This is a genomic window from Corallococcus sp. CA041A (genome assembly GCF_003612075.1).
Taxonomy (GTDB): Bacteria; Myxococcota; Myxococcia; order Myxococcales; family Myxococcaceae; genus Corallococcus; species Corallococcus exiguus.
Window position 1 is genome coordinate 1 of record NZ_RAWF01000295.1, and the last position, 11,937, is coordinate 11,937.

10 protein-coding genes are annotated in these 11,937 nt (G+C 69.6%); 1 reads left to right on the forward strand and 9 read right to left on the reverse strand.

Going from position 1 to position 11,937, the window contains the following annotated elements; genetic code table 11:
- Window positions 1-179: 179 nt before the first annotated feature.
- On the forward strand, window positions 180-1,040 hold the full coding sequence (locus tag D7V77_RS35505) for a M23 family metallopeptidase (RefSeq protein WP_233597435.1): 861 nt from the start codon (window positions 180-182) through the stop codon (window positions 1,038-1,040).
- A gap of 19 nt (window positions 1,041-1,059) precedes the next feature.
- On the opposite strand, the gene D7V77_RS35510 is transcribed toward D7V77_RS35505, so the two are convergent.
- The 9 genes from D7V77_RS35510 to D7V77_RS35550 all read right to left on the reverse strand — a co-directional run bounded on the left by D7V77_RS35510 (window position 1,060) and on the right by D7V77_RS35550 (window position 11,682).
- The gene (locus tag D7V77_RS35510) at window positions 1,060-1,821 is read right to left on the reverse strand and encodes a TetR/AcrR family transcriptional regulator (RefSeq protein WP_120580708.1); all 762 of its coding nucleotides are present in this window, start codon (window positions 1,819-1,821) and stop codon (window positions 1,060-1,062) included.
- Window positions 1,822-1,974: 153 nt separating this feature from the next.
- Window positions 1,975-2,325, reverse strand: coding sequence for a helix-turn-helix domain-containing protein (locus D7V77_RS35515; protein ID WP_014398120.1), 351 nt, complete (start codon window positions 2,323-2,325; stop codon window positions 1,975-1,977).
- A gap of 67 nt (window positions 2,326-2,392) precedes the next feature.
- Window positions 2,393-5,092 (reverse strand): LPS-assembly protein LptD, encoded by a 2,700-nt coding sequence (locus D7V77_RS35520; protein WP_120580703.1) that lies wholly within the window; start codon window positions 5,090-5,092, stop codon window positions 2,393-2,395.
- A 51-nt stretch (window positions 5,093-5,143) separates the two neighbouring features.
- Window positions 5,144-6,643, reverse strand: coding sequence for an AMIN domain-containing protein (locus D7V77_RS35525; protein WP_199733943.1), 1,500 nt, complete (start codon window positions 6,641-6,643; stop codon window positions 5,144-5,146).
- Between the two features lie 98 nt (window positions 6,644-6,741).
- The gene (locus D7V77_RS35530; protein ID WP_120580705.1) at window positions 6,742-8,013 is read right to left on the reverse strand and encodes an alpha/beta fold hydrolase; all 1,272 of its coding nucleotides are present in this window, start codon (window positions 8,011-8,013) and stop codon (window positions 6,742-6,744) included.
- A 9-nt stretch (window positions 8,014-8,022) separates the two neighbouring features.
- Window positions 8,023-9,336 carry a folylpolyglutamate synthase/dihydrofolate synthase family protein gene (locus D7V77_RS35535; RefSeq protein ID WP_199733944.1) on the reverse strand — a complete coding sequence of 438 codons (1,314 nt, stop codon included), beginning with the start codon at window positions 9,334-9,336 and terminating at the stop codon, window positions 8,023-8,025.
- Window positions 9,337-9,354: 18 nt separating this feature from the next.
- Entirely contained in the window at window positions 9,355-10,206 is an 852-nt protein-coding gene (gene accD / locus D7V77_RS35540) for an acetyl-CoA carboxylase, carboxyltransferase subunit beta (protein ID WP_120580706.1), read from the reverse strand.
- A gap of 68 nt (window positions 10,207-10,274) precedes the next feature.
- Window positions 10,275-11,030 carry an MBL fold metallo-hydrolase gene (locus tag D7V77_RS35545; RefSeq protein ID WP_120580707.1) on the reverse strand — a complete coding sequence of 252 codons (756 nt, stop codon included), beginning with the start codon at window positions 11,028-11,030 and terminating at the stop codon, window positions 10,275-10,277.
- A gap of 1 nt (window position 11,031) precedes the next feature.
- Window positions 11,032-11,682, reverse strand: a complete 651-nt coding sequence (locus D7V77_RS35550) for a Crp/Fnr family transcriptional regulator (protein WP_120549954.1) — start codon at window positions 11,680-11,682, stop codon at window positions 11,032-11,034.
- Window positions 11,683-11,937: the final 255 nt, after the last annotated feature.

Sequence of the window (11,937 nt, forward strand, 5' to 3'; positions counted from 1 at the left end):
TCTTCGTCCTCTCCCTGCTCGCCTCCGGGTCTCCGGCGCTCGCCGCGGCCACGCCCACCGCCCCCAACGCAGTGGTGACGGGCAGCGTGCCGGGCTCCTCGGCCACGCCCACCGCGTCGGGCCTCCGCGCCCCGGGCGCGCCCACGACGGGCGCCGTGCTCCAGGGCGAGCTGGCACCGATGAAGGTGGCGCCCCTGGACGGGCCGCGCCTGTCGCTCCAGCCCTCCAACCCCAAGCCAGGCGACCCGGTGCTGGTGATGGTGAGCGGCGCGTCCTCGCTGCCCACGGGCTCCATCGCGGGCCGGCCCCTGCGCTTCTTCGCGTGGAACAACGGCTACGCGGCCCTCTCCAGCCTGCCGGTGGAGCAGACGGAAGGCACCGTGGCGGTGGACGTCACGGCCCCCGGGCGCGGCCTGCCGGTGCTGCTGTCCGGCGTGCTCAAGGTTGGCGCGCCGGGTTTCCGCGAGCGCGAGCTGCGCGTGGCCAACAAGTACGTGAAGCCGCCCAAGGCGGTGAAGGCGCGCATGGAGGCGGACCGCAAGGCGTTCGCCGCGGCGTTCGCGCAGCCCTTCCACACGCCGCTGTTCGGCCAGAACTTCGCCTGGCCGCGCGAGGCCACGGTGACGGCGCCCTTCGGCGACCGCCGCTCGTTCAACGGCAAGCTGCAGACGCAGCACTTCGGCGTGGACCTGGACGGCGCCACGGGCTCGCCGGTGGTCGCCGCCAACGACGGCACGGTGGTGATGACGCGTGAGAACTACGCGTCCGGCAACACCGTGCTCGTGCACCACGGCGCGGGGCTCTACACGGCGTACTTCCACCTGTCGCGCATCGACGTGAAGGACGGCGCGCAGGTGAAGCAGGGAGACCCGCTGGGCCTGGTGGGCAGCACCGGCCGCGTCACCGGTCCACACCTCCACTGGGGCGTGAAGGCCGATGACCGCTGGGTGGATGGCCAGACGCTGCTCAAGCTGGACTTCACCGGCGCCCCGGAAGCGCCGGGCGTGGCCACCAACGCACCCGGATTGAGCAACCCGTAGCGCGCCGCGCGGCCTCTTCTCAGCCGCGCTTGGGCGTCCGGGATTTGGGCGCGGCCTTCTCCCGCTTCGGCGGGGCCGCGTCCTGGGGCTCCTCACCCTGCGGAAGCTCGTGCTTCGCGGGCTCGTGCTTCGCGGGCTCCGACTTGGAGGACGCGCTGCTCAGCAGCACGCCGTGGAGGAACGAGTCGGCGATCTGCGCCTTCGCGCGCTCGAGCATCGCCGTGTCGCGCGCGTCCGCCAGCCCCACGACGAAGGCCGTGAGCCCCATTTCAATGGAGCCGAAGAGCAGCGCGGACGCGAGCAGCGGATCCACGTCCGGGCGCAGCTCCCCTGATTCCTTCGCGCGGGTGAACATCTGCGCGCTCAGGCGGATGACGTCCACGAAGGCCGTCTGCCGGTTGATGCGGGCTCCGGCCGGTGAACGGGCAATCTCCAGGATGAGCACCTTCACCGCGCGGGGGTCCACGCGGTAGGCATCGAAGGCCACGTCCGCGATGCGGCGGACCTTCTCCACCAGCGGCCCCTCGCTCTCCGCGACGGCGCGCGCACGCGCAATGAAGCCGCTCCAGCCCGTCTCGAAGACGGTCTCCAGCAGCTCATCCTTGTTCTTGAAGTAGTGGTAGACGAGCCCGTACGCGACGCCCGCCTCCTTGGCGACGTCCGCGATACGGCAGCCGTGGTAGCCCTTGCGGGCGAACACGTCGATGGCGGCCCGCAGGATGGTGCGGCGACGCTCGCTCTCCCGCGTCCCGTTCTCCGGCGCCGTCTTCTGCTGGCCCACGCGTCCTCCCATGACTGGTTGATTCAAGAATCAGCCAGCCACGCTATGGACGCGGGGCCCCGGGGTCAATCCTTACGTGGGGCCCTCCGCCTCGCCGGGGGGGAGGCGGGCGGAAGGGAGACGCACGGGGAAGAGCCCTCCCCGGGAGGGGATTCAGGCCGCCGAGCCGTTGAACATCACGCGGGCCACGCCGAGCAGGCGGTCCACGTCGCGCGCGTTCAGGCCGCGTGCACGGGCGAAATCCGAAAGGGGACGCAGCAGGTCCTCCGTCTGGGCAGGCGTCTGCTCGGTGCCCGTGAAGAGCTCACCGAGACTGACGCTGAGGGCATTGGAAAGGGCCGCCAGGGTTTCCACGTGGGGCACGCGCTCGCCGCGTTCGATCATCGACAGGAAGGACACACTGATCTGCGCTCGCTCCGCGAGCTCTTCCTGCGTCCATCGCTCCGGGCGCTGCGTGCGAAGCTCGCGAATGCGCTGGCCAATTCTTTTTCCGAGATCCGACACGAAGTACTTCTCCTCTAGGGGGGATGTTTCCGAGGTGTGTGCAACGCTCGCGTACGGCGGGTGATTCCTAACCTCCCGACCCGAAGGATCCGAATCCGGCCACACTCAGATTCACGCCGGCGAATTCCGGCGTCTGGTTGCGCCGCAGGATCACAACCCCTTCGATACGCCAGCAGTCACAGGCGGGTCCATACGACACGCCAAAGGTCTGCTGCGCAAGGGGCTGACTTTCCTGGGTAATCAGATCCTTATAAAGCGGCTGCACAAGTGCTTCGTATCGCAACCCGAGCCCGAATCCGAGCTTGATTCGCGTACCAACAGTGAGGGCCTGTGCCCGTTCGGTCGGAGAGGGGTCGACTTGATCGTTGTGGGACGGCAGGGGACGAGGTGCGTCTCCCACCAGCATGTCCACGCCCCGGCGCACGAAATCGGGGCCTTGTGCCAAAGGATCCAACCCACGATCAATTGACAATTGTTTCACGGCCAGCAGGTCGTCGTACCGCGCGTAAAGGGCGTTGCCCTTGCCGTTGTCGATGGTGAAGTCAGCGGACAGCTGGGTGATGTCGAGCGTCGTCGGGTCCATGCGCACGAGCCCGCCCGCGGTGAGCACGCCGGCGCTGGCGGACAGGCGCGCGAAGGTGTCACGCACCACGCTGCCCTGCACGGTGTCCCGGCCCGCGACGGGCGCGATGCGCGACAGGTCGAACCCCTGCCCGATGCGCAGGCGCAGCGGCTCCCGGGTGGTGGGCCCCTTGCGCACGCGCAACGACTGGTCCACGGCGACCACGGCGTGGAGGAAGCCGCGCACGCTGCCGTTGGACTGGAGCGGCACCGCGGAGTCCCACTCGTCGTAGATGAGCGGCACGGTGCCGGTGCCGCTGCCGTTGAGGGCGGTGAGCCCGTGGCCCCAGCCGCCGGGCACGTAGCGCAGGTTCACCGACGGGGACATCGTGTGGCGGTAGAGCGTGTCCCGGTCCGCGAAGGTGCGCGCCAGCTGCGAGTCCAGCATCAGGTCCGCCAGCGCGTAGCCGCGCGCGGCGGTGCGGCCGGAGACCTCGCCCACGGACACGTCCTGGCGCAGCGCCACGGAAGGCGTCAGCCGGCCCCAGTTGCCCAGCCCGTAGGACGTGGACAGGCGCGGGGCCAACGACACGCGGTCGCGGCCCTCGCGCTCGGTGGGGTCCAGGCGGCCGTTGCCCTCCAGTTCATCGACCACCGGCGCGGCCTCGAGAGGCGTGCCCTCGGGGCGCCAGATGCCGTTGAGCGAGAAGAGCCCGTCGGAGCCGTCGTCCGAGAAACCGCCGCTGCGCAGGGGCGCCAGCCGGCTGTACTCCACCTGCATTCCGCCCATCACCCGTCCGCCGAAGAGGGGCCGCTGGGGCAGAGCCAGGGTGATGCCCGGCAGGCGCTGGAACGTCGTGGGGCCGTGGGGGTTGAAGGCGTCGCCACTCAGCGAAGCCACCGCGGGGACGGGGTTCGGCTGGAAGAAGCGGTAGGCGTAGCGCAGGTCCTGGCGCAGCGACACGTCCAGCCCCAGGTAGCGTTCGTCGCGGCGCTGGTACACGACGGCGGTGCTGCGCAGGTAGTTGGTGTTCTGCACCAGCAGGTCGGCGGTGAGGTCGCGCGTGTAGAAGCCGTCCGACACGAAGTACGCGTCCACGCGGTCGTGCCAGCCGTCGCCCAGGTCCTGCGTGTGCTGCCAGGACGCCTCGCCGCGCAGGCCCCGCTTCTCGTCGATGATCTGCGATGTGTAGAAGGGCTTCTTCGAGTTGGTCCGGTCCACGACGCGGAGGAAGTCGGAGGTCGTGGGATCCAACCGGGGCCGCAAGTCATAGAGGAAGCCCAGCGTGGCCCGGCCTCGCGTGCGGTCGCTGGGGACGTAGCGGAACTCGGTCAGCAGCCGGGGGCCCTTCACGCCAGTGGGGCGGAGCTCGCGGATGGGCGTCGAGTTGCCGTCCTCGTCCACCTCGACGAACCGGGGGTTCGAGATGTCCCCGCCGCCCGTGTAGATGCCCGGCGTGAACGTCAGGTCGTAGCTCTCCCCCAGCGTGACGAAGACGGGGACGTCCAGCCCGAAGCCGTTGAGGCCTGAGTTGGACGGACGGGGGATGAGCAGGCCGGAGCGGCGTTCGGCCAGGGGCAGGTACAGCCACGGCAGCGCGAACACCGGCACCGAGCGCACGTAAACCACGGGCCAGGTGAGGATGGCGCGCTCGCCCATCTTCACGTTGGCCTCCTTCGCCTCCACGCGCCAGCCGGGTTCGCCCGGGCCGCACTGGCACGGAGTGAAGGCCAGGCCGTCCACGGAGAAGGCCGTTTCGCCGGTGCGGCGGATGCGCGTGCCGCTCATCAGGACGGGCGTCTCCCCCATCTTGCGCAATTCGTCCGGCGTCTTGGCGGCCTGGAGCGCTTCGGGGGTGACGCCCTTCTTCTGCATGAAGAGGCCGCCCTTCACGTTGGCCTCGTTGGAGCGCAGGTCCACGCGCACGTCGTCCGCGATGGCGGCCATCAGGCCGCTGACGAACATCACGTTGCCGGTGGCGGTGGCCACCTGCGTGGCCTCGCTGTACGTCACTTCATCCGCGCGCAGCACGTTGGGGCCGCTGCGCAGCTCGCAGTGGCCCCGGGCGGTGAGGACGTCGTTCTCGAAGACGACGTAGTCGGCCGCGAGCTCCACGACCTCGCCGGTGGGAAGCTCCACCTGCGTGGCCAGCGGAATCTGGGCCGACACCCAGAGCGTCAGGACGACCGGGGCAAGGAAGGTCATGCGGGAGGCGTGGGCGGTGGGCGCCGTGCCGGCAACGGCGCCCGCCCCGTCCTACCGGCCCGGGCGCGGGAAGTCGAGGGTGATGAGGCCGCCTTCCTGGCGTGTCTCATAGCGAACCCCCTGCTTCAGCTGGATGACGACGCGCACCGTCTGGCCCGCGCCGGAGAACGCCTCCACCCGCGACACGGCCGACGGGAAGAAGTGCGTGTCCAGGGGCAGCGTGTTGTTGGACTCCACCACGCGCGTGTTCTCCAGCTCCAGGACCACCTGATTGCCGGAGGTGCCCACCGTGTAGCGCACCGGCTCGTTGGTGCGCACGAAGACGCGCGAGCTGTCCGACTGCTGCTGGAAGCCAATCTGCGTCATCGTCTTGCGGCGAGACGACACCGCGCCCCCACCGCTCTCGCGCGACTCGGCCGCGGCGCTGCCCTGGCTGGGGCGGGCGCGCGACTCACGGGCCGCCACGGCCTGCTCGCGGCGCTCACGGGCCTCCGCCGCACGCTGGCGCTTCTGGTCGGCGGCGGCCTCGCGGGCCGACTGCTGCTCCTCGCGGCGGGCCTGCGCGGCGGCCTGGCGCTCCTCATCCTTCAGGCGCTTCGCCTCGGAGGCGGTCTGCGCGGCGGCGCGCTTCTGCTCCGCGGCCGTCTTCGCGGCGGCCTGGCGCTCCTCGGCGGCGGCCTGCGCGGCGGCGCGCTTCTCTTCGGCGGCGGTCTTCGCGGCGGTCTTCGCGTCCGCTTCCTGCTGGCGCTTCTGGTCGGCGGCGGCCTGCGCGGTGGCGCGGCGTTCATCCTCGGCGCGCTTCGCGGCGGCCTGGGCCTCCTCCTCCTGGCGCTTCTTCTCCGCGGCGGCGGCCTGCTCCGACGCGCGGCGCTCCTCGTCCTGGCGCTTCGCGGCGGCCTGGGCCTCCTCCTGGCGCTTCTTCTCCGCGTCCGCATCCGCCTTGGCGCGGGCGGTGGCCTCGGCGGCGGCCTTCTCCTGGGCCTCGCGCTCCGCCCGGGCGGCGTCGGCGGCGGCCTTCACGGCCTTCTCCTGCGCCTCCCGGTCCGACGCGGCGGCGCGGGCCGCGTCCTGCGCGTTGGAGCCGGCCTGGGTGTTGGCCGCGGTGGCCCCCTGCGCGGGGGTGCCCTGCCCTTCCGAGGGGGTTACCTGCGCGACGACCGCGCCGCCCCCGCTGCCCAGGACCTTCACCACCAGCTTGTTGCCGGAGGTCTGGATGTCCGTCTCCACCTCGCGCTCATAGCCGATGAGGATGCGCGCGATGGACGAGGACTCCGTGCCATAGGCCTGCGTGCGGATGCCCGTCACGGTGCCATTGCCGACCGGCAGCTCCTCGGGCACGTCCTTGAAGACGGCGCCGGACACGTCGATGACGAGCCGCGGAGGGTCCGTCATGGTGAAGCTGTTGAAGTCCGGCTTCTTGCTGCCGGAGATCTCCACCGTCCCGCCGCTGACGTTGACGGAGGTGATGGTGTTGTAATCCGCCGGCTGCTGCGCCAGCGCCACCAGCGGCACGAGCCACAATCCCAGCAGAGACACCGCCAAGCCCCTCATCGACCACTCCCGTGACATGCGTCAGAAGACAGACGCGCGCGAAAATATCACGCACCCGGGGGGCACCAACTTTTCAGTCTGGCCGGAACGTCCGCGCTTCAACGCAAGCGCGGCAGGGCCGGCGAGCGCGTGCGGTGCGTGCGGGTGTACTCGATGAGGTTCTTGATGTCGTAGCAGATCTGCCGGATGTCGTGCCCCATGGTGAGCTCGACGTGGCTGTTGCCCTTCACCGGCCGCCACAGCAGGTACTCGCTCTTCGCGGCGCGGTAGACGCTGCGGGTGGATTCCACGGATGCCAGCGGATCCAGGTCCCCGAAGATGATGGCCATGGGGATTTCAATCTTCCCGAAGCCGCGCTTGAAGTCGTAATCCGTGCGGTAGCAGACCATCTCGCCCCGGCGGATCCACCGGGCGAACTGTTCAATCACCTTGCGGGGCTCGCGCTCGCCGCCCTCGCGCAGGAGCCACCGGATGTCGTCCCGGCTGACGCGCTCCGTGTTGATGAGCCGGTTCAGCTTGCGCGTGAAGCGCTGATACAGCGCGGACTCGTCCGCTTGCGACAGCTGGCGCTCCACCCACTTGAGCACCACGTCCACCGGCACCGCGTTGAACACGAGCGGCTTGGACGCGTCCGGCTCCAGGCGCTTCTGGAGCGCGGGGCTGAAGGCGCCCGCCCCCTTCGCCAGGAGCGAGAGGCCCAGCGAGGACGCGCGCCGGTTGAGGTTCAGCCCGCCCAGCGTCATGTCCACCGCACCCGCGAGCAGCGGCGAGCCGTGCGCCAGCATGCGCAGCAGCATGAAGCCGCGCCCCAGGTCCGCGGGCGACCCGATGGTGATGAGCCCCTCGAAGTCGTCGTGGATGCCGGCGTAGCCGTAGCCCAGCATGCCGCCCATGGAGTGGCCGCAGTAGAAGACGCGCTCGCGGCGGGTGATGCGTTTGACGCCGGACACGGCCGCCGGCAGGTCGTAGAGGAAGTAGCTGTCCAGGTCCCAGCCGTAGTCCAGGTCCTGCGGCAGCGGGCGCTTGAAGCGCTCGGCGCGCTCCTTCTGGAAGGCGATGGAGCTCTTGCCGTGCCCGCGCAGTTCCAGGATGTGGATGTCCACGCCGAAGAAGAGCAGGTTCTTGACGAACTGGCCGCTCGTCCACGTGTGCCGGTTCTGGGAGAAGCCGTGCACCAGCAGCAGCGGCTCACCGAACAGCGGCTGCGCGAAGGCCTGTTTCACCGGCCGGTAGCGCGTGATGACGAGCGACCAGCCGTCCGCCGTCTCCACCACGTAGTTGGTCTTGGAGTACAGCGCCCGGAAGTCGACCTCATCGACGGTGGGCATCGGAGGTCCCGGAAGCGCTGATCTCCAGTCCGGCAGGCGCATGTCGCAAAGTTACTGCTGATACCGCATCGCGCCAAGGCTTCGGTCAACCCATCGCTTCACGGCGCCTACCAGGAACAGTGAGCCTGTAGCGAGGACCACGCCGTCCAGACGACCCACTGCATCGGCCCTCGCTCCGGCAAGGGCCTCCTCCAGGGAGGAGTGCGCGGCGACCCGTGAACACAAAATCCGTGCTTCAGCGATGTATCGCTCCGGGGCAAGCGAGCGCGGCGTGTCCAGCGGCGTGAGGTGCACGGAGGCCGCCAGCGGAAACAGGGCTCGCATCATCGGCCCCCGGTCCTTGTCCGCCACCACCCCGAAGACAAGGTGCAACGGCCGCCCGGAGTAGAGGGTGCGCAGGGCCTCCAGCAGCACCGCCACGCCCGCCGGGTTGTGGGCGCCGTCCACCACCACCGTCGGGTCCTGGGACACCTCCTCCAGCCGCCCCGGCCAGCACGCCGTGGCCAGACCCTCGCGCGCGGCATCCGGCGTCACCGCCACGCCCCGGGCATGGAGGGCCTCCAGACAGGCCAGGGACACCGCCGCGTTCTGGTGCTGATACGGCCCCCGCAGCGCGAGCGTGAGGCCGTCGAGCGACCACCCGGGTCCCCGATACGACAGCGTCCCATCGGCCCCGGGGACGATGCCGAAGTCGCGGCCCTCCACCTGGACGGGCACGGCCAGCTGCTCCGCGCGGCGCAGGAGCGCGTCCAGGGCCTCCGGCTCCTGCCGGGACAGGACCACCGGGACACCGGCCTTGAAGATGCCGGCCTTCTCCCCGGCGATCTCCCGGAGCGTGTTCCCCAGGTACTCCATGTGGTCGAAGGACACGGGGGTGACGCACGTGACGACGGGGTTCGCGGCGGTGGTGGCGTCCAGCCGGCCGCCCAGGCCCGTCTCCAGCACGGCCACGTCCACGCGCTCGCGGGAGAAGTGCCAGAGCGCGACCACGGTGCCGAACTCGAAGTACGTCATCGGATCCGACAGCGCGGAGGGATAGCGCTCCAGGACCTCCAGGATGCGCTGCCCGAAGACCGCGTCCGGGATGTCCTCACCGGAGACGCGGATCCGCTCGTTGACGCGCACCAGGTGCGGGGACGTGTAGAGCCCCACGCGGTGGCCGGCGGCCTCCAGCGCGCGCGCCACGAAGGCGCAGGTGCTGCCCTTGCCGTTGGTGCCGGCGACGTGCAGCGCCGGGTAGTCCCGCTCCGGGTGATCCAGCGCGGCGAGCGCGTCCCTCACCCGCTCCAGCCCCAGCTTGATGCCGGAGGGGTTGAGCGCCTGGAAGAAGCGCAGGGCCTCTTCGGGGGTGCGGGGCGCGTCCATGGGTGGAAGCCCGCTGCCCTACCCCAGCATGCCGAGGATCTGCCCCAGCTTCCCGCGCAGGTCCTTGCGGTGGACGATGGCGTCGATCATCCCGTGATCCAGCAGGAACTCCGAGCGCTGGAAGCCCTCCGGCAGCTTCTGGCGGATGGTCTGCTCGATGACGCGCGGGCCGGCGAAGCCGATGAGGGCCTTGGGCTCCGCGAGGATGATGTCGCCCAGCCAGGAGAAGGACGCGGCCACGCCGCCCGTGGTGGGGTTGAGCATCACGGAGACGTACGGCTTGCCGCTGGTGCGGAAGCGGGCAATGGCCGCGGACGTCTTCGCCATCTGCATCAGGGAGAAGATGCCCTCCTGCATGCGCGCGCCGCCGGAAGCGGAGAACACCACCGCGGGGCACTTGAGCTCGAAGGCGCGCTCGAACACGCGCGTGACCTTCTCACCCACCACGGAGCCCATGGAGCCGCCCATGAACTCGAAGACGAAGCTGCCAATGGAGACGGGGTGGCCCTCGATGCGGCCCACGCCGGAGATGAACGCGTCGTTCTCCTCCAGGTTCTTGCGCGTGGACTTGAGCCGGTCCTTGTACTTCTTGGAGTCGGTGAAGCCGAGCGGGTCCTGGGGCTCCAGCTCCTTGTCGAACTCCTCGAAGGAGTCCGGATCCAACGTGGCCGCCAGCCGCGCGCGAGCCGTCCAGGCGTGGTGGTGCTCGCAGTGCATGCACACCATCCAGTTCTTCTCGAGCTCCTGGCGGTAGATGATCTCGTCGCACTGCTCGCACTTGGCCCAGAGTCCCTGCATGCGGGAGGGCTGGGGCTCGGCGGCTTTCTCTGAGTCGACGGCGATGCGGGGCTTCTTGGAGAACCAGGCCATGAGGCCCGGGGGTTAATCCGCCCGCCTCGGGCCGTCAATACCCGCGTACGCCGCGCCGCGGCACACCCCTAGAACTGGAACGTCTCGCCCAGCTCCAGGACGTTCACGGGCAGCGGGGCCAGCTCCTTCTTGAGCTGGGTCACGAAGGCGGGCTTCAGGTGGTAGAGCATCACCTGGGCGCCGTTGCGGTCGAACTTGCGCAGCTCCGAGCCCACGGTGGCGGGCGTCAGGTGGCCGGAGATGTCCGCCAGGGCCTGGAGGCTGTTGGGGAAGCTGGCTTCCAGCAGCAGCGCCTTCAGGTTCTTCGTGGCGTTGAGCGCCTTCCACAGCTTGTCCGTGGGGCCGGTGTCGCCGCTCATGGCCAGCGACGTCTTGCCGTCGCTGATGATGAAGGCGCACGACTCCACGGGGTGGCTCACCGGCACGCTCTTCACGGTGTAGGGGCCCACCTGGAAGGTGCTGCCGGCGCGGAAGGTCTTGATGGCCAGGACGGGCTTGTTGCGCGTGGGGATGCGCGTGAAGTCCGGCCACAGCGAGTTGTTGAACATGTTCTCGCGCAGCGCTTTCGCGCACTCGCGGGAGGCATGAATGGTGACGGGCTTGTCCCTGCGGCCGATGACCAGGTCGGCGAGCAGCGGCAGGTCCTTCACGTGGTCGAAGTGGCTGTGGCCGACGAGCACGTCGTCCACCTTGCAGAGCTGATCCAACGAGAGCGTGCCGGTGAGTGCGCCCGCGTCGAGCGCGAGCACGTCGTCCACGAGGAAGCAGGTGCTCCTGCACGTGGGAAGCTCGCCGCCGTGGCACCCGAGGACTTGCAGCTTCACGCTAGAGGTCTCCGAACTTCCACTTCATCTCGAGGTAGTTGAGGAAGTCATGCAGCCGGGCCGTGTCGTACACGGTGATCCTGTCGCCGCTCCGCTCGATGAGGCCCGCGCGCTCCAGGCGCTCCAGCATGCTGCGCACGGCGGGCTCGCCCACGCCAATCTGCCGGGGCATCTCCCGGACGGCGAAGTCCACCTCCACGCCCTCCTCCAGCGGCCGGCCGCGCGTCTGGCAGGCCTGGAGGATTTGATGGACGACGCGGCTGGCGGGGTCGCCATGGAGCAGGTTTTCAATCTGGGCGTCCGCCTCGGAGAGGCGCTCGGCCAGCTTCTTGATCATCCGCACGGCGATCTCCGCGTTGCCGCGGATCATCGCCTCGAAGGTCTTGGGATCGATGACGAGCAGCTTCGCGTCGTCATGCACCACGGCGGAGGCGTTCCGGGGCTTGTTGGAGATGATGGCCATCTCCCCGAAGAATTCGCCCGGCCCCAGGACCGCGAGCACCTTCTCCACGTCGCGTACGCGCTTGGAGATGGCGATCTTCCCGGACTGGATGACGAACATCTCCTTGCCGATCTCTCCCTCGCGGAAGAGCTCGGTGCCCTTGGGGAACTCCTTGCCAAAACGTTGAAAGAGGGTTTCCTCGGCGCCCATCTGGCCCGCGAGTCAATCAGCCCCCACCCCACCGGTCAAATATCCCAGACCGATATCGTGCGGGCGCCCCAGGGCAGCGAGCCGCCGCAAACCCGACACGTCCCATCCGAGGCCCGAGACAGGGGCCCCCGGGAGGGGTACAAGGCCGGCCCGTGGGAACGACCTACAAGCAGTCCGGAGTAGACATCGAGGCCGGCGACGCGTTCGTCGAGAAGATCAAGCCCCATGCCGCGCGCACCACGCGCCCTGAAGTCC

Coding starts and splice junctions, on each gene's coding strand:
- D7V77_RS35505 (WP_233597435.1), top strand. CDS start 180: ATGAAGGTGGCGCCCCTGGACGGGCCGCGCCTGTCGCTCCAGCCCTCC.
- D7V77_RS35520 (WP_120580703.1), bottom strand. CDS start 5,092: ATGACCTTCCTTGCCCCGGTCGTCCTGACGCTCTGGGTGTCGGCCCAG.
- D7V77_RS35525 (WP_199733943.1), bottom strand. CDS start 6,643: ATGAGGGGCTTGGCGGTGTCTCTGCTGGGATTGTGGCTCGTGCCGCTG.
- D7V77_RS35530 (WP_120580705.1), bottom strand. CDS start 8,013: ATGCGCCTGCCGGACTGGAGATCAGCGCTTCCGGGACCTCCGATGCCC.
- D7V77_RS35535 (WP_199733944.1), bottom strand. CDS start 9,336: ATGGACGCGCCCCGCACCCCCGAAGAGGCCCTGCGCTTCTTCCAGGCG.
- accD (WP_120580706.1), bottom strand. CDS start 10,206: ATGGCCTGGTTCTCCAAGAAGCCCCGCATCGCCGTCGACTCAGAGAAA.
- D7V77_RS35550 (WP_120549954.1), bottom strand. CDS start 11,682: ATGGGCGCCGAGGAAACCCTCTTTCAACGTTTTGGCAAGGAGTTCCCC.